15 protein-coding genes and 2 riboswitches are annotated in these 16,823 nt (G+C 51.9%); of the genes, 10 read left to right on the forward strand and 5 right to left on the reverse strand.

Annotated features, from left to right (window positions below):
* Positions 1–56 precede the first annotated feature (56 nt).
* Entirely contained in the window at positions 57–761 is a 705-nt protein-coding gene (locus tag AAC01S_RS09305) for an SGNH/GDSL hydrolase family protein (RefSeq protein ID WP_067621421.1), read from the reverse strand.
* 271 nt (positions 762–1,032) lie between these two features.
* Between AAC01S_RS09305 and AAC01S_RS09310 the strand changes: the two genes are divergently transcribed.
* Positions 1,033–2,493, forward strand: coding sequence for an amino acid permease (locus AAC01S_RS09310; RefSeq protein WP_067621422.1), 1,461 nt, complete (start codon positions 1,033–1,035; stop codon positions 2,491–2,493).
* On the opposite strand, the gene AAC01S_RS09315 is transcribed toward AAC01S_RS09310, so the two are convergent.
* Entirely contained in the window at positions 2,490–3,935 is a 1,446-nt protein-coding gene (locus tag AAC01S_RS09315) for a protein O-GlcNAcase (protein WP_067621423.1), read from the reverse strand. The two genes, AAC01S_RS09310 and AAC01S_RS09315, sit on opposite strands and share 4 nt — an antisense overlap.
* Before the next feature lie 52 nt (positions 3,936–3,987).
* The gene (locus AAC01S_RS09320; RefSeq protein WP_067621424.1) at positions 3,988–4,596 is read right to left on the reverse strand and encodes a TetR/AcrR family transcriptional regulator; all 609 of its coding nucleotides are present in this window, start codon (positions 4,594–4,596) and stop codon (positions 3,988–3,990) included.
* A gap of 231 nt (positions 4,597–4,827) precedes the next feature.
* Between AAC01S_RS09320 and AAC01S_RS09325 the strand changes: the two genes are divergently transcribed.
* From AAC01S_RS09325 to AAC01S_RS09350, 6 genes are all read left to right on the forward strand, one after another.
* On the forward strand, positions 4,828–6,183 hold the full coding sequence (locus tag AAC01S_RS09325; RefSeq protein WP_245630147.1) for an MFS transporter: 1,356 nt from the start codon (positions 4,828–4,830) through the stop codon (positions 6,181–6,183).
* Positions 6,184–6,303: 120 nt separating this feature from the next.
* Positions 6,304–7,923 carry a spore germination protein gene (locus tag AAC01S_RS09330; RefSeq protein ID WP_067621426.1) on the forward strand — a complete coding sequence of 540 codons (1,620 nt, stop codon included), beginning with the start codon at positions 6,304–6,306 and terminating at the stop codon, positions 7,921–7,923.
* 12 nt (positions 7,924–7,935) lie between these two features.
* On the forward strand, positions 7,936–9,147 hold the full coding sequence (locus AAC01S_RS09335; RefSeq protein ID WP_067621427.1) for a Ger(x)C family spore germination protein: 1,212 nt from the start codon (positions 7,936–7,938) through the stop codon (positions 9,145–9,147).
* A complete protein-coding gene (locus AAC01S_RS09340) occupies positions 9,147–9,374 on the forward strand; it encodes a hypothetical protein (RefSeq protein WP_067621428.1) in 228 nt (75 codons plus the stop codon). The genes AAC01S_RS09335 and AAC01S_RS09340 overlap by 1 nt, the downstream gene beginning before the upstream one ends.
* Complete coding sequence (locus AAC01S_RS09345) at positions 9,371–10,504, forward strand: GerAB/ArcD/ProY family transporter (RefSeq protein ID WP_067621429.1); 1,134 nt, start codon at positions 9,371–9,373, stop codon at positions 10,502–10,504. The genes AAC01S_RS09340 and AAC01S_RS09345 overlap by 4 nt, the downstream gene beginning before the upstream one ends.
* Complete coding sequence (locus AAC01S_RS09350; protein WP_245630148.1) at positions 10,501–10,824, forward strand: antibiotic biosynthesis monooxygenase family protein; 324 nt, start codon at positions 10,501–10,503, stop codon at positions 10,822–10,824. The genes AAC01S_RS09345 and AAC01S_RS09350 overlap by 4 nt, the downstream gene beginning before the upstream one ends.
* A 445-nt stretch (positions 10,825–11,269) precedes the next feature.
* On the opposite strand, the gene AAC01S_RS09355 is transcribed toward AAC01S_RS09350, so the two are convergent.
* Together AAC01S_RS09355 and AAC01S_RS09360 are read right to left on the reverse strand one after the other, a co-directional pair.
* On the reverse strand, positions 11,270–12,535 hold the full coding sequence (locus AAC01S_RS09355; RefSeq protein WP_067621430.1) for an MFS transporter: 1,266 nt from the start codon (positions 12,533–12,535) through the stop codon (positions 11,270–11,272).
* Positions 12,532–13,596: an ArsR/SmtB family transcription factor gene (locus tag AAC01S_RS09360; protein ID WP_067621431.1), complete on the reverse strand. Its 1,065-nt coding sequence runs from the start codon at positions 13,594–13,596 to the stop codon at positions 12,532–12,534. Before AAC01S_RS09360 ends, AAC01S_RS09355 begins: the two co-directional genes overlap by 4 nt.
* 362 nt (positions 13,597–13,958) lie before the next feature.
* A riboswitch (cyclic di-GMP riboswitch) is annotated at positions 13,959–14,047 on the forward strand.
* A gap of 73 nt (positions 14,048–14,120) precedes the next feature.
* Between AAC01S_RS09360 and AAC01S_RS09365 the strand changes: the two genes are divergently transcribed.
* From AAC01S_RS09365 to AAC01S_RS09375, 3 genes are all read left to right on the forward strand, one after another.
* The gene (locus tag AAC01S_RS09365; RefSeq protein ID WP_067621432.1) at positions 14,121–15,971 is read left to right on the forward strand and encodes a FapA family protein; all 1,851 of its coding nucleotides are present in this window, start codon (positions 14,121–14,123) and stop codon (positions 15,969–15,971) included.
* Positions 15,946–16,383: a response regulator gene (locus AAC01S_RS09370; protein WP_067621433.1), complete on the forward strand. Its 438-nt coding sequence runs from the start codon at positions 15,946–15,948 to the stop codon at positions 16,381–16,383. Before AAC01S_RS09365 ends, AAC01S_RS09370 begins: the two co-directional genes overlap by 26 nt.
* A gap of 101 nt (positions 16,384–16,484) precedes the next feature.
* A riboswitch (cyclic di-GMP riboswitch) is annotated at positions 16,485–16,569 on the forward strand.
* A gap of 27 nt (positions 16,570–16,596) precedes the next feature.
* Positions 16,597–16,809, forward strand: coding sequence for a hypothetical protein (locus AAC01S_RS09375; protein WP_067621434.1), 213 nt, complete (start codon positions 16,597–16,599; stop codon positions 16,807–16,809).
* The last annotated feature ends 14 nt before the right edge of the window (positions 16,810–16,823 follow it).

The raw sequence follows: 16,823 nt of genomic DNA on the forward strand, positions 1-16,823 counted from the left end.
CCTACACCATATGTGGATATCTGTCCGTGTTCCTGTACGAATGCCTATTTTCGCCTTTAGAAAAACATGTTTTCCATATCCTGGGCAAGCAAGTTCCCGGCCAATGCGTGCCCCGCCGCGTTGGGATGCCAACTATCCGCTTCGTAAGCTTTAATGTTTCCGCCGTGACTTGCGATGTAGTTGTCTTCCTGTGTCAAGAGATCGATGATGTGAATATTGGGATTGTGGAAGGATTTAGCCACTGCGAGTTCAGCGTCGATATATTGCCATACTTGTGTCTTGTTGTAGGTGTAAGACGCGTATGTGGATGCCGGTGTCACAATCACAACCGATGCACAGTGATTGAGCGACATGGCAATTTCTTTGTACACAGATTTTTTGATCTGCGTGATGGGGGTCTTCTTGTAAGAATCATTTAGCATACCGAAAGAAATGACGACCATATTCGGTTTGTTTGTCTTTAACAGGCTGCTCATCCTGGAGGTATATTGAATGGGCCCAAACGCTTCATGTGACTCGTTCACAAAATGGTAGTCCGTGTTCTCCTTGGCGTTCACTTCTCGAAATGCGCGCGCCAGATAGCCGCCTTCGCTCTTTGCGTCATCCCAGCCTAGGGCAGCCGATCCTCCGATCGCGACAACCTTATATGCCTTGTTGGTTCCTGGAGTCACTGGGTGTATGTTTGCGTGTGTTGCTGCTGCAGGGGCGTGTCCAAACAACGATAAAAAGGTTGCAATCAATGCTGAAATTGGTTTCCACATGTTTTCTATCTCCTTCAAAAACGACCGCTGCGAACGTGCAACTGCCGAAATAGATTGTTGAGATCACGAAGAGGCGGCAAGGCACTTGTCGTCTATGGTACAGATCCTGCATTGAATGCGCCTTGAAGAAATTTTGAGGTTTGTATGTATGCGGAGGTAAAAGGAAAACAAGCTAAACATTGCCGTTGATATGATACGCCGTGAAGCGGTATCTTCAAAAAATGACTGTAACTATCCACGACAATACTTAACGAATGGGAAGGAACGCTTCATGATCCACGAAACACCGTCTGAACAGCGTCTACAGAGACACTTGCGCCCGAGGCACGTGTCGATGATTGCGCTTGGGGGTGCAATCGGAACCGGTCTGTTTGTGGCCAGCGGATCGTCGATACATACAGCTGGCCCTGGAGGAGCGCTCATCGCGTACATGATCGTCGGCGTGATGATCTATTTTGTCATGACAAGCCTTGGCGAAATGGCGACGTACATGCCAGTCTCGGGCTCGTTTGAGACCTATGCGTCCAAATTTGTCGATCCCGCTTTTGGGTTCGCGATTGGGTGGAATTATTGGTTCTCGTGGACAGCATGCGTACCAACCGAACTTTCTGCCGGTTCCATCGTGATGAAATACTGGTTTCCTCACAGTTCGGCGATTCTTTGGAGCGCCATTTTTCTGGTCATTTTGTGCTTGCTGAATGCCTTTAGCGTAAAAGGGTATGGAGAAGGCGAGTATTGGTTCGCTGGGATCAAAGTCGTAACGATTATCCTGTTCATTGTTGTTGGGATTCTGATGATCTTTGGTATTTTAAGTGGACATTCCACTGGATTTCGCAATTTTACGCTCGGAGGAAGTCCCATTCACGGCGGCGGCATGGCCATCTTCAGCACGATTTTAGTGGCCGGTTACGCGTTTTCCGGCACAGAGGTCGTTGGACTGACAGCAGGTGAAAGCGAAAACCCGGGGAAGAACATTCCGAAAGCGATCCGAACGGTTTTTTGGAGAATACTCATTTTTTACATTGTATCCATCTTTATTATCGGTATGTTGATTCCGTATACCGATCCGAACCTGCTCAACTCAAGCATTCACAACATCGCGGTGAGCCCGTTCACGATTGTGTTTAAGCGGGCGGGATTCGCCTTGGCGGCGGCGGTGATGAACGCGGTCATTCTGACATCGGTCCTGTCGGCTGGCAACTCGGCTGTGTACGTTTCGAGCAGAATGCTGTGGGCGCTTGCGAAAGAAAGGAAGGCTCCGGCGATATTTGCAAAAGTCAGCAGACGTGGTGTGCCTATCAACGCGATGGTCGTAACCATTCTGCTCAGTCTTGTCGCGTTCTTATCATCGCTTGTTGGCAATGGCGTGTTTTACACGTGGATGTTAAACATTGTGGCACTTAGCGCGTTTATCACTTGGCTTGGCATCACGGTCAGTCATTACCGATTCCGCAGGGCATACGTCGCCCAAGGCAGAGATCTGAACCAGTTGCCGTACCGGGCGAAGTGGTTTCCGTTTGCACCGTTGATCGCCATTGTGATGTGCATCATCGTGATTTTCGGCCAGGACTACAACATCTTTTTAGGAGGAGCAATCGACTGGAGGAAAATATCGAGCACGTATGTTGGAATTCCTGTGTTCCTTCTGCTTTGGTTCGGCTACAAATGGGTGAAACAGACCAAGGTTGTGCGGCTGACAGAGTGTAACTTTGCACCGAACGAGGCCGACTAGCTTCGATTTGCAACCTTCTGCATAAATGCGACGATGTCGCTGCCGATCTCGTAGGGCGAGGCGTTGACCAACCTGATTTGCTTCACCAGCACTTGCTTGTTGCTTTCCGTCGGCTGGTCGATCACGTTCAGCGCGTCCAGCCCGCCCTGTCCTTCTTCGCCGAGTTTGGTAAGCCACGGCTGGATCTCACGAAGCAATTCCTTGTCCGAGATGGTGGGCGGCAATGTCGCAGGCAGTTTGGCCAGCGTGCGGAATTCGGCTCTCAACCGGTTTTCCGCTGACGCTCTTTGGGACTTCGCTGCGGCGCCCCAAAACGCGGAGATCATGGCTGTGGTCGGCGCGTAGCCTGTGGGGTTCAAGACACTGGTCGTATTGAATTCGGCAAACGTCTCGAACAGCGCGGCGTTGGTGACGCCTGGCATTTTCGCGATGGATTTCAGCCAATCCTCCTTCGGTTCATAGCTGCCGGGATTCCGGAGATAATCCGCGATGGTCGTCAACGCCAGCTTTGAGGCCTCTGGCTGCAACATCGGGTTGCTGATATAGCCCGATACGTGATTCAGCAGCGACGGATCTCTGCCCTGAAGCGGGCCCATCATGAGCTGGTGGCTCATGTTTGGGTCATACGTGTAGTCATTGACCGGATAATTGTCCCAAAGGATGGGCTTTCGACCGAGAAGCCGAGTAATGGTTTGCGCTTGTTCACTCGTGATGGTTGCGTTCAGCACCCATTTGCCCGTCCAGATGACTTGGATGGTCGGGCTTAAGGTGGAGCGGAGCGTTTGCCAGTATGGGCCGTCGATCAATCCATAGTAAGAGGTCGGAGTCAACCAGAGCTGAAAACGGGGGTCCAACTTTCTCTCGTCAGACAGGATTTGGTTGGCCAAGGCCATTTGCGCCTTTGCGTAATTCGCGCCATAGACCTTTTCATCGGCAGGCTTCAATGTCGTCTCGATGTCGTCGAAGGACAGCATGAACGTATGGACTCCAACGGATCGAAGCTGGTTGATCTTCGCTTCCAGCGTTTTTCGATCCGACGGTGAACTGTACGTGATGGACTCCTGCATGGCACTCGCAGAAGTGCCTGTCATGCCTGGTGAAATCGAGTAGACAAATTGCACGCGATCTCGCTGTGCGGCGCTGACCAACGCCTTCATTTGGGCGAGTCGCGCGGCGGGATACGGGGCGCGCCAATCGACACGCTGATATGGGTCGTCTTTGGGCGCGTAGACGTACGTGTTTAGGTTTTCTCGTTGCATGAACTGAAACAAGCCAATTCTCTCCTGGTTGGTCCAGGGAGGTCCGTAAAACCCTTCAATAATTCCGCGAATCGCCACCGGCGCTGAACTGGCTAGCGCGACCGGTGTGTGTGGGAAGCTGCTGGCGACGCACGCGGTGCCAAAAGCGAATACGCCTGCAATCAGTCGTCGATACCCGCGCATCTGTGTTCCTCCTGAGTCCTTGTTAAGAACGCGATTCTTGCTCGGATCGGAGCTATCTCTCCGGGAAAAACGTCAAGCCAAGCTGTTCCACAAACATATCGGTTGAGTATCCACGGACGTCTCTTTGGAATACATACGGGTCACTCATTAGGGCCATCAACAGCATATCGGCCCGAAACACGCTGTTGGGTTCCAAGCGGTGTTCGTCGGCCATTTCGTCGAACAGTTTGACGAAGATCTGATGCAGAGTGTCATATACGGGATTGGGTGTCGTGGACTGGGCTCCGTTCAATGGCGAGGATTGCTCGACGCCCCGAAGGAGTTGAAGCTTCCTTTCTCGGAATCGAATGAACAGATGGATAATCCCCCGCAACCGTTCCCTCGGTGGATCGGACGCATGTCGCCGTAGATACGCCCCGATGTCTTCAAAGAGTTGATCGATATTGTCCTTAATGAGATCCAAACACAATTCGCTCTTGTTCCTGTATCGACGATACAGGGTCCCCGAGCCAATTTGAGCTTCGATAGCAATTTGATTCATGCTGACGTGTTCAACGCCATGCTGTTCAAACAGCTTCAGGGCCGCGCCCAATATCCGCTGTCGGTTGATGGCGGCGTCGCGGCGTTCCGCCCGGGGACGGGTGTCTTCGGTGTTTTTCACGTTTGATCAAATCCCAACATCCGAATTTCATGCGTCTTCCACGTTGTTTGACAAACGGACAATTCTCCACCTATCATTAAGCGGAGATATCTCCGCTTGATGCGGCCTTTTGAACAAAGGGTATCATGAGGTCGGTCCGGGAAACAAGGCGTTTTCCAATCGTGCATCACACACATTCACCATGAGGAGTGACGAGTCATGTCGGGTGGAACCCCTTTCTCTTGGAGGTTCGTGGCACCGTTGTATATGGGCTCTACACTGAATCCCATCAATAGTTCGATGATCGCCACGGCGCTCGTACCCATCTCCGCGGCGATGCACGTCTCCGTTGCCCAGACGACCACACTCGTTACGGCACTCTATCTGGCAAGCTCCATCGCACAGCCAACCGCGGGGAAGCTCTCCGAAGAGTTCGGGCCCAGACGAGTCTTTCTGATCGGCATTCTCCTCGTTCTCTTAGGCGGTGTGTTGGGCGGGAGCGCGAGAGATTTGGCCACGCTGGTCGTGGCACGGGTTTTTATCGGTGTCGGCACCTCGACTGCTTACCCTTCCGCAATGCTCCTGATCCGTCGGCGTGCCGAGGCGGCTGGGATGGCGAAGCCGCCCGGGAACGTACTTGGGGCACTTCAGATTGCTGGCGTCGCGACGGCTGCTGTCGGGCTCCCTATTGGGGGCGTGCTTGTAGACGCGTTGGGGTGGCGTGCCACGTTTCTTGTCAATATCCCCTTCGCGATCGTCGCGTTTCTCATGGCTTCGTTTTGGATTCCGAAGGATGAACCGATCGAGGGTACGAAGACAATCCGCGAGGTTGCGTTGCGCATTGATGTGACGGGCATCCTCGCGTTTGCCGCCACCATTACTGCGCTCATGGTATTTCTCTTCTCGTTGCCGAATCCCGTGTGGCCGGCCCTTGCGATATCCGCTGTGTTGGGTGCCGCTCTGCTCTTCTGGGAGCTGAACGTAAAACGCCCGTTCATCGATGTGCGTTTGCTTGCCAAGAATCTCGCGCTCACTCGCACGTACACCCGGTTTGCTTCGCTGACGCTGTGCATGTACACGGTGCTTTACGGCGTTACCGAGTGGATTGGAGCGGCACGAGGTGTATCGTCGTTCGAAGCTGGATTGCTCTTACTTCCGATGAGCGTGATTTCGGCGTTGGTGGTTGGCCCCATCTCGAAACGGAATTTGGTGCTGGGTCCGCTGCTGGTGTCCGCTGTGTCCTCGATTGTTGCGTCTATCGGAGTGCTGGTTCTCACCAGCAGCACGCCGATCATCTGGATTTTGGTGGTCACCAGCGTCTTTGGAGTGACGATGGGAACGATGTCCAGTGGAAATCAGACGGCGCTGTACACGCAGGTAACCGCGGATCAAATTGGAACGGCTTCAGGTTTGTTCCGGACTTTCGGATACATCGGATCCATCGCTTCTTCGGCGCTGATCGGCGTTGTCTTCCATGCGAAAGTCTCCGATATCGGCATGCACCGTATCGCCGTGTTCATGATGGCCGTCAGCGTCTTGGCCTTGCTGCTCACGGTGATGGACCGCCGACTCCGAGAGGCTTCGAAAAACATGCGTGCCGAATCGTAATTCGTCAGCGGAATCTGCAAATGCATATCTCCGTCCCCCCATGAAATGGATAAGTTATTGTCGTTTGTGGAATAAATATCCACGAATCGGATGACTGATATCGGGGTGAGGGGGGCAGGTATGCGGATTCGCCGATCTCGTCCAAGAATCAAATTGAATAGCGTCAAACCCATACTCCCAGAGGATCCTCGGACTGTCGCGGAGCAGTCAACGACAACCCCTCCCGCAAAGTTGTTTGGACATATTGAGGAGAACCTTTCCTATTTTCGTTCTGTCTTTCACCATGCCTCCGACGTGGTCTTCAGAGAATTTCGGATCGCGGATGGTCGCAGCGCAGCCATTATTTACGTGGATGTGCTGTCTGACACCAAGTTGATCGACTCCGACATTTTGTCGCCCTTAAGCGAACATGAACCCTCGCCACACGGGCCTGAGCATGAAGGCAGGTTGACGTTGGCCCAAATTCAAGCGACATTCGCCCACACTTCGGGTGCCGAACGGGTCGCGACGTTGGAGGATGCTGTCACCGCGATCACGACTGACATGAACATTCTTCTGATCGTCGACTGTGAAGATGAGGCACTTGCATTGACGGCTGGGGGAGGTGTTGGCCGAGGCGTTGAAGAGCCGAATACGGAAGCCGTGATCCGTGGACCGCGGGAAGGGTTCAACGAGAACCTTCGCACTGGCATTGCTCTGATTCGGCGCAGAATCCGTTCAGCGGATTTCAAAGTGGAGACCATGAAAGTCGGTCGGTATACGAAGACGAATGTCGGTATCTGCTACATCGAGGGGATCGTGGACAACGCTCTGGTGGAAGAGGTACGTACGCGTATTGAACGGATCGATACTGACGCCATCATCGACTCCGGATACATCGAGGAGAACATCGAGGACAGTCCGTACTCGCCATTTCCGCAGATTCAAAACACCGAACGCCCGGACGTCGTAGCAGCATCTCTTCTCGAAGGCCGGATTGCCATCCTCACGGATGGATCGCCATTTGCATTGATTGTCCCAACCGTATTCTGGTCTGCGCTGCAGGCGTCTGAGGATTATTACGAACGTTATCTCATCGCGAATGCGATCCGATTTTTGCGGTACGCTTTTTTGCTCATCAATTTATACTTGCCGTCGTTGTACGTCGCAGTGACGACATTCCATCAAGAGCTTCTGCCTGAAAAGGCCCTGCTTTCCATCGCGGCGGCCCGAGAAGTTACTCCATTTCCGGCCGTGGTAGAAGCGTTGATTATGGAGATTACCTTCGAAGCCTTGCGAGAAGCTGGCGTGCGACTGCCCAAGACCGTCGGATCGACCATCAGTATCGTTGGCGCATTGGTGATCGGTCAGGCGGCTGTCCAAGCGGGTATCGTTTCGGCACCGATGGTGATTGTGGTTTCGATCACGGGCATCGGATCATTTGTCATTCCCCGATATAACTTCGCCATCACGCTTCGCATGCTGCGTTTTCCCATGATCCTGTTGGCGGCGTCACTTGGATTGTTTGGAATCGTGGCAGGGACAATCGCCATCATTCTGCACCTGAGCGCTTTACGTTCCTTTGGGGTTCCATACTTGTCGCCAGTAGCCCCCTTCATTCGCAAGGGCATGCAGGACACATTTATCCGCGTTCCGCATTGGAGGATGTCTTCGCGGATTTTTAGCAAGGCCAATCCACAGCGAAACACCGAGGCCACGATGCCGAAAAATCGTACCCCAGCAGGCAAGATGCAATCGTAGAGGGGGATGGCGGTGAGTTCACGCGTGCGAAAGATTTTCGCGATCCTCGCGATCTGTCTATTGTGTACGGGGTGTTGGGATGCGACTGAGATCGATCAGTTGGCGATTGTCGTCGCGACCGGAACTGATCTGGAGCAAAGCGGTCAAGGCAACTCGGTGCTCGCCACATTGCAAATCGCGCTTCCCAGCGAGTTGGGATCCACAGGCGGAGGATCGCCCACCACGAAGACCGGTACCAACAATGCGTACGCATTGGTGGAAGCCGAAGGGGCGGACCCTGTCTCAGCACTGGACATTGCGAGCAAAAGACTATCCCGGCGATTGTTCATGGGAGAACGCAGGGTCACAGTTGTGGGCGAGGATTACGCGAAGTTCGGTTTGAGCGATATCGCCGACGAGATCATTCGAAATCCCCAATCGCGACTTCGAACATATATGGTGGTCGCGTACCACAATACGGCGCACGCGATGCTGCAATTGCCGTACGCCTTGAATCGATTGCCTGCCGACGCCATCGCGGATTTGGAGACCGAGCAGTACTTGCCTCCCGTCGACGCGAAAGTGTTCCTGCAGAAGTTGTTGTCCAAAGGCGATCCGTTTTTACTTGGTCTTGAACAGCTCACAACGTCTTCCACCGTGTCAGATAGTCAAGACACGGTTGGCCTTACGCACATCGCTGTCTTCCACAAGGACAAGCTCGTTGGATGGTTAAGCGGTCCGAAGCTTCGGGGCTTCATCTATATCTATGGCCGGATCAACAGGGAGTACATTACGGTCAACATACCAGGGGTACCAGGCTTTATCAGCGCAAGAATGCTCGGTATCAATACGTCGAGGCGCATTCACATAAACGACAAAATCCCAAGCATTACAATTCGCACGCGATGCCAATTTGACATCGTTCAGAATGGCACACCTTTGGACTTAAACATACCCGAGAACATGGAGAGGGTGCGTGCTGCTATTGGACAGGAAATGGCTTCCCAGATGCAATCGACGATGGATACACTCCAACACCAATACCAATCCGATCCGTTCGGCTTTATGGATACCATCCACAAGAAGTATCCGAGGGCGTGGGTTGGTATGGAGAAAAATTGGCGCGACGTGTACAGCAAGATGCCGGCCGTGATTCAGGTCAAAGCTGACATTCGCAACAGCGGTATCACGGGGCCGTCCATACGGGGAACGGATTCCAACACCACAGAGATAGGGGAACCCTAATGTTTGCAGGTATTTTGGTTTTGGCTGCTGTCGTCGGTGTGACGTTGTTGATTGATTACAAGAAGATAGCGCGGGAAAAACATATACACCAAAAAATTGTATATTGGGTCATCTTCTGCGTTGCGTTTGTGGGTATCGCCGTATACATTTTTGACCCCTTGGCGCCAGATTTGATAAGCATCTTTCAACCCGAATACACCCCAATCAAAGAGTGGGTGCAATCATGACGAACGCCACACAAAAGCCAAAAGAACAAGTGTCCAATCTCCAATTGCTTATCATTGTCATCGCGAGTACAACCGCATTCGGCCATTTCGTCTATGTGCGTCTCGCAATTCTGTTTGCAGGGAGAAACGATTGGATATCCCTCATCATCGCGTCCATCATCGGGACGGGGATTGTGTATTTGCATCTGAAGGTAGCCGTGAAGCCAAATCGTTCGCTCATCGAACACGTGCTCAAGGTATTTGGAAAATATCTGGGCGGCGTATTCTCCGTCGTTTATCTGTTGTTTTTTACCTTCGCCGCAGCCATCACCATCAAAGTGGTTACAGACTTCATGGGTCTGATTTATCCCACGACGCCGCCAGCCGTTTTCTTATTGTTTGAACTGTCGCTGGTAGCCTGGGGGGTGTACTCAGGGGTCGAGGTCATGGCGAGGGCGATGACCATTCTATTGCCTCCGATGATGTTGTTGGGCGTTTTGGCTTCACTGCTGTCCGCGAAAGACAAGGACTTTACGAACGTCTACCCCATGCTGCATGCGGGGGTATCGAGCATTGCCTTCGGAACCCTGGCCTTTATCGCCATGTTCTCCGAACTGGTTGCATTCTCTGTCTTCGCCGACCATGCCAGCGATCAAACGAAGTTGCCGAGACAATCACTGTATCTCGGGCTCGTCTTGTTTCTGATGTTCTTGTCGCCAGCCACGGGACCCATCATGGTATTCGGCGAAGGACTCGCTAAGGAGCTGGCGTTTCCGACCTATACGGAGATCCAATACATACGGATCAGCAACATCATCGAACGTTTGGATATCGTTGGGATTTTGCTGTGGACCATCGGCAGCTTCTTTCGAATTACGATGTTTATGTTTGCCGCAGTGAAGGGAATGTCCAAGTTGCTTAATTCGGATCGAATCAATACATTCACATTTCCCGTTCTGCTCTTGACAGCAGCCGTGAGCTTGAGCTTGCTGGGATCGTCGCGTGAAGATCTGTACCATTTTCTTGGCGCCTATTACATCTACATCGCGCCTTGTGTTGGCCTCGGCCTGCCGTTGTTGACCGGCATTGTTTACTGGGGGAAAAAGCGATTTACGGGGAGAGCGAGACAACAAGGGGTGCAAGGACCGTGACAGGAACGAAATTGCATTTCGACACAGAACCTCCTTATTACGCTGTGATTTTTACCGCTCAAAAAAATGGAGACCGCGCGAGCCACGACGCCATGGCTGCTCGCTTAACCAGCTTAGTTCAAGGAATGCCTGGGTTTCTTGGAATTGAGTATGCCGAGTCAGAACGCTGTATCATGGTTTCGTATTGGGAATCCAAGGAGGCCATCCAGGCGTGGATGGCTCATTCGGAGCATCAAGCGGCGAAGGACCTGGGCAAGGAAACGTGGTACGAGACGTATGCGGTCCGCATTTGTTTGGTCGAGAATCAATACGGCAGTTGATCAGGTTGCGACGGCGGGGATAGCGGGGGAGTCGCTGGTTGCGGGTTGCGGGTTGCGGGTTGCGGGTTGCGGGTTGCGGGTTGCGGGTTGCGGGTTGCGGGTTGCGGGTTGCGGGTTGCGGGTTGCGAATAAGCGGCCCACAGCTGCTTAAGTGTGTCGAATCAGCAGATTAGCGACGAATAAGCGGCCCACAGCTGCTTAATGAGCCAAAGGTGCGCCATTTCGGGGGCAGCGGGGGCAAATAAGCGGCTGAGGGCCGCCTATTTGCCTTCGATTCGACCAGTTCGCCGAAATAAGCGTCCTGGGGCCGCCTATTTGCCGTCTACCTTCGCCAACCTTCGCGATCGCGCCGCTGTTTGCCTGCAGCCAGCCGCATGATTCCGTGCAGTGAGGCAGCGACGGCGGAGACTGCGGCGGCAGGGGAGAATCAGCGTCTGCTGGCCATTTAAGTGTGTCGAATCGGTCTGTTTGCAACGAATTGCACTGAAACCTTGATGGCGGCAACGAGAGCGAGGACACATCCCGCGAACGCAAAATACGCTCGAGTGCCGACATGTTGGCTGATGATGCCGGCGATCCCGTCGCCTAGCGGGATCGAAATCCATGCCGACAAGCGAAACGCGCTCGAAGTGCGGCCGAGCAAGTGATCTGGTATCAGCGTTTGACGCAGGGTGGCCGATTGTACATTCCACGCGACCAATAACACGCCAATGAAGATTTGCATTCCACACATGATGATCGGGTTGTTCGAGACGGATAGAACGATTGGAGGAACAACCTGCAGAATGGAAGAAATGGTGAGCCATCGGTCGACACTGACGCGTTGATCTGTCCATCGATGGATGAACGACCCAAGCAGCATACCGGCGCTTAGTCCGCCCATCATGATGCCGGCCCACCATGCCGGAAGAACGAGTTCGTGCTGAATCCGATACAACAATGCCACATCCATCCCTGGTCCAACGAAATTGACGAGTGTCGAAAACACCATCATATAACGAATTGGTTGGATGGCCCATACGGTTCCAACGCCTTCTCGCACATCCCGCAAGAACGAGTTTTTCTTTGCTGTGTATTCCGAAATTTTATGTGATTTTGCCGAAAAGGCCCTTTTGATGGGGAATATGGTCAAAATGGAAACAACGTAGGAGCCCACGTCAAACAAAATCGTATTTGCGGGTGCGATCCAGGCTATCGCGATACCCCCTATAATTGGCCCAACGCTTTTGCTCATCGACAGGGATGTTTGCAGTAGGTTATTTGCTCCCCGCAATTGATTGGTTGTAACGATGCTGGGCAAACACGCCGCGTAGGATGCGTCAAAAACCGCCGAAAATCCGCTGAGTCCCGCCTGAACCAGATAGAGCAGGCATAATGGTGCGAAGCCTGTCACGAGTGAGGTTGCTGGAATCGACAGCAACAAGACGAGTCGTGCGGCATCAGCCACAATCATCAGGGCTTTCCGGTCGAATCGGTCGGCCCATACGCCTGCAGGAAATGAAATACACAGATAAGGTATAAATCCAATCGCGAACGCAATACCAGTTTGTGTGCCAGAGCCTGTGATCTGGAGAAGTAGCCATGGGATCACAAACGTCGTCATCGCCGTGCCCAATTCGGAGACCGTCCGTCCTGCCATCAACCAATTAAAATCGGCGTTCTTCCACAGGGCTTCAGGTATGGGTTGATTCCTCGGAGTACGCTCATTCATGTTTGCTGCGCTCCTAACAGCGCTCGTAACTCCGTGCCAACTCGTGAAATGGCCTCATGATTCAGTGAATATATGCCATCTTGAACCTGAACCAAGTCAGCCGTGCGCAAGAGGGTCAGATGATGGTGAATATTCGACTTGGTGGCGTTCAGTCGATGGGTTATTTCAGCGAGCGACTTCGGAGACTGACGAAGTAGCGTGAGTAATCGAAGACGCTGAACGTCTCCAAGGGCTTTGTGCAATGCGGCCGCTTGGTTCATTTGGGCATGCGTAGTGCCCCAGGGAAGAAACTCGTCTCCAACAGGGTAGTAGTATACGACACACTGAGCCAGATGATTGATGATGGTAAACGGTCGATATGCGAATTGGGGGACAAGCCAAAGCGTATTCACACCAGGATGCGGCTGCAGTTCACTCCCTCTCGTGAGCAGCCGAATGAGTTCACGAGATGTCAATCCGGTGGCGAGCTGTTCGGCATGTCGTCGATCCTGTTCAAGCGCCATCATTGTATCGGCCATACGGAATCCTTCGATTTCCTTATACCAATACGTTAATAGATTCACGAGATGTTCTAGGAAGTCATGCGACTTCACGGAGAACAGGTAACGCAAGTTGAGGTGAATCACAGGGTTGTCTGTGTGAACCTCAATCAGGTGTCGCTGCGCTGTTTGATTTCCGGCGAGGGCATCGTCCAATTCCGATACGTATATCTCACCTAGGTACGGAGCCGCCAGTTTCGTAAGACAGTGTTCATTCTCCTGGATCCAGTTGAGAAAAAGCTGGACGTGCTGTTCCCATGGGGAATTCCATACGTGTGGGCACTGATGCGCTAAGAAGAGCAAGCTACGCCATGTATGCACATGGCCGGACAAACTTACTTCCTTGTGCAGTGTGTCTGACATGCGATCTCGCATGGAGCGGAAATGCTCCAGGCTGTGATCCAGTTTATCGTATATTTCCTCTCGGGTAAAAGCTGCGATGCTTAAGGCGCACTCAAATACAGACGATGAGCTGAATCGGAGTGTGTAGTCACTCGGAACACCAAAATCTAATGTCTTCATCGTAGCATTCTCCATTACTTTTATTTTGAATTCAAAAAATATAGAACGATGCTACGATGAGGAGGGTAGTTTGTCAAGACAAGGTCAATACCTTCGCTGAATATCGTCCCATTCCGATCCGGGGGAGGAAATGGCCACATGGATTCGAATGTATGAAGGATTGAACTTGTGCGTCATGGACGCAGCATGCAATCGGCTTCTGCCGTGATGTGGACCAGGACTTGCGTATGATGGAATTGGTGATGCAGCATCATATCAATCTCTGTATGATTGAGAAGGTTACCATTGGGATTAAGGCTGTACTGGGTCATGTCGAATTGTGTATAATTTTGGCGGATATGAAAAGGTTGTCAAACATTGTGCAAAATCAATGGCAAACCTGTGCGAAAGACAGGGACGCAAAGCCACGTATCTAAGGACGAAGGATGTCTATGATAGACGGGTTGCCGAGATGGTTATCGTATCTCGTATCGATTTCATAAACATCTTTGCGCCCAAAAACCGACAAGGTGGGCGGAAGCAAAATGTCGATTAAATCAGTTTTGAAGAGGCTCTTGGTGGACGATCTCTTTCGTGAACCAAGCAGACCTGAGCCTGTTTTACCTAGTACTTCGCAAAATTCCAACCATTCTGTACAACGCGACCTCGCCATCGTGCACGGTACCGCTTCCGTTCGAGATGGCCAAGTGATCGTTACCGATCCCATCAACGACGGTTCGTATGCTACGATTGTGATCCCTGAAAACCCACTGATACAAGTTTATGTGAATGGAGAACGAGTTGAGGGCGAAACGGTGGTGTCCCGATCACATATCGTGGATATCCAATTTTCCTCGATTCAGCCAAGGGTGTCGTACGACGTGGTGGTGTCTGACGACGAGTTGTCTGTCTCGGTCAGGGCCAACGTCGTGAAAGGTGTAGAATTGCATCTGAAAGACGATCGTGTGCCAAAGAGGCGGCTAAAACTGGAGATTGAGGAAGTGGATAGATACCCCAACCCGGCGTCGCCAGCAGTTATTCTAGACCTTTTGTACAAAAACGGATTTCACGGAGTCATTGATTATCCGGCCATCCATCGCTTGTGTACCGCGCGCGGCACTCAACAGGAGGTCGTATTGCGCGGGAGCCCGCCGCGTCAAGGAAAGCCTGCAAATCTGAGGCTGTCGACCAGTTTCCAAACGGAGCGAGACTCCTTGTTTCGAACAGTGAGACTCCCGAAGGTTGCCATCGGAACGACCTGCGCGGTGATCGAGCCCGGATTCGAAGGCGTGCCCGGCGTCAATGTCTATGGTGTACCGATTCTGCCGGCGTCGACAACACCGCACTTACCGCGATTAGGGGATGGTGTCACGGATGTCAACGGCGACATTGTCGCAATTCGAGAAGGGCGACTGGTGTATACGAAACATCGCATCGATGTTGTGCCAGAATTGATTTTTGAAAGAAATTTGTCTTCGGACGATGGCAAAATCGAGTTTGACGGAAATATCGTCGTTCATGGCTCTATTCGAAATGGTGCCATCGTGAAAGCGTCTGGCGCGGTTATCGTGTATGGCGACATCGAAACGTCGTCCGTGATCGGTGGACAAGGAGTATTGGTTGGCGAAGGCATCTACGGTTCGACCGTGATATCTGGGCATCACCAAATCGTGTATGACCGTTTATTGCAATTATTAAATCGTATGATTCCTGAATTGAGTCGTTTTGGACACGAATACGCGCTCATGATCGCACATGCCATCAAACGGTTTGACGCACATACCACGATTCCGAAGATACCTGGGATTCTCTTCGAGAAGAGGCACAAGCGTTTGGCGCAGATGGTGGAACAGTTTGTGGATGAAGGTTCGGTTGAGTTGTCGAACATAGATCCAATCTATCGAGACTTACGAGAACTCATTGAAACCACATGGTCGCGCAACTATCGTCAGAATGTTTCACAGAAGGACTGTGAAATTTTTTTAGATAAACTGATTGCGTTCAGGCGGAGCCTGGAGTCTTCTCCAACGCAGCGAACGGTTGTTCACGCCAAGCACGTGGCGTCGAGCACCATTCGCAGTGTTGGCAACATCGTCGTGAAATGCAATTGCTATTCAAGCAACTTGGAAAGCGGCAATACCGTGGCCATTCAGCAGGCATTGCGCGGAGGTTTTGTCATCGCCCGCAAATCGGTCTATGTCACTGAGCTAGGCAGTCCGTTGGCTGTGGAAACCAGCGTCCGTGTCGAAGACTTCAACGGGTTCATACGAGCTCAGGTGAATCATCCCAATACGTTGTTAGAAGTGCACGGACGAAGAGTACGGACGTACAACACGGAACGAAATATCCGATATGGGGGAAGTCTTCAATATGATCAAGATCGTGATCGTCGATGATTTCAAGGAAACTGCGGAATCGCTGTCCATGCTTTACGGGCTGCGAAAAGACGTTCAAATTGTAGCGCTGGCCCACAATGGGGATCAGTTGTGGAGCATTTTGCAGGAACACGAAGTTGATTTGATATCGCTGGATATTCAGTTGGGGCGCGAAAATGGCCTTGAGCTGTGTCAAATCATTCACCACAAATATCCCGAGATTTTTACGGTGATATGTTCTGTGGAGGCGACCATCGAAAACCAGCGTTTGGCCGCAGAAGCAGGTGCGTCGTACTTTTTGGCGAAACCGGTGAGCATCGCGGATATCTCGGAGGCTATAGATTTGTTTTTGCGTTGTCAGCAAGATGCGGGTACCGACTCGAGCTCGTTAACGGCTGAATCGCTTGACGATCTTTTCGACTCACTCGGATAGAATGTTCGATCAACCGACAAATTTCTGCAAAGACTTCGTAAATAATCTATCGATCTGTGTCGAAATATCATATAATCAAAGTAACAGCAAATATTGGCTGTTGTTCATGTAGGCAAACCTGTTCGAAAGTCAGGGGCGCAAAGCTTAGGGTCTAAGGGCAATGCCTATGATCGCCTGGTTGCCTGAATCCCACAGTAAGGGGAGAGATTGATTGTGAAAAAGTTTATCTTGTCAGCAGCAGCCGTCGCTGGAATCTGGGCGGCGACAACCGCACCGGTATTTGCGAATGTCGTTCACGCAAACGGGAGCACTGGAGTTCCATCTGCGGTCGGTTCCAATTCTGGCAGTGTTCAGGGACAAACAAATCGTTCGACGACAGGTACCACGATGAAATTCACGAACGATGGCTGGGCCGTGTTAGTGTAAAAGTTGTTCTTTAC

It is taken from the genome of Alicyclobacillus acidiphilus NBRC 100859 (genome assembly GCF_001544355.1).
Classification (GTDB): domain Bacteria; phylum Bacillota; class Bacilli; order Alicyclobacillales; family Alicyclobacillaceae; genus Alicyclobacillus; species Alicyclobacillus acidiphilus.

What these genes read in the sequence shown, in the direction of transcription:
- AAC01S_RS09365 (WP_067621432.1), top strand. Translation starts at nt 14,121, where the DNA reads ATGTCGATTAAATCAGTTTTGAAGAGGCTCTTGGTGGACGATCTCTTT.
- AAC01S_RS09315 (WP_067621423.1), bottom strand. Translation starts at nt 3,935, where the DNA reads ATGCGCGGGTATCGACGACTGATTGCAGGCGTATTCGCTTTTGGCACC.
- AAC01S_RS09340 (WP_067621428.1), top strand. Translation starts at nt 9,147, where the DNA reads ATGTTTGCAGGTATTTTGGTTTTGGCTGCTGTCGTCGGTGTGACGTTG.
- AAC01S_RS09360 (WP_067621431.1), bottom strand. Translation starts at nt 13,596, where the DNA reads ATGAAGACATTAGATTTTGGTGTTCCGAGTGACTACACACTCCGATTC.
- AAC01S_RS09305 (WP_067621421.1), bottom strand. Translation starts at nt 761, where the DNA reads ATGTGGAAACCAATTTCAGCATTGATTGCAACCTTTTTATCGTTGTTT.
- AAC01S_RS09310 (WP_067621422.1), top strand. Translation starts at nt 1,033, where the DNA reads ATGATCCACGAAACACCGTCTGAACAGCGTCTACAGAGACACTTGCGC.
- AAC01S_RS09330 (WP_067621426.1), top strand. Translation starts at nt 6,304, where the DNA reads ATGCGGATTCGCCGATCTCGTCCAAGAATCAAATTGAATAGCGTCAAA.
- AAC01S_RS09345 (WP_067621429.1), top strand. Translation starts at nt 9,371, where the DNA reads ATGACGAACGCCACACAAAAGCCAAAAGAACAAGTGTCCAATCTCCAA.
- AAC01S_RS09355 (WP_067621430.1), bottom strand. Translation starts at nt 12,535, where the DNA reads ATGAATGAGCGTACTCCGAGGAATCAACCCATACCTGAAGCCCTGTGG.
- AAC01S_RS09370 (WP_067621433.1), top strand. Translation starts at nt 15,946, where the DNA reads ATGATCAAGATCGTGATCGTCGATGATTTCAAGGAAACTGCGGAATCG.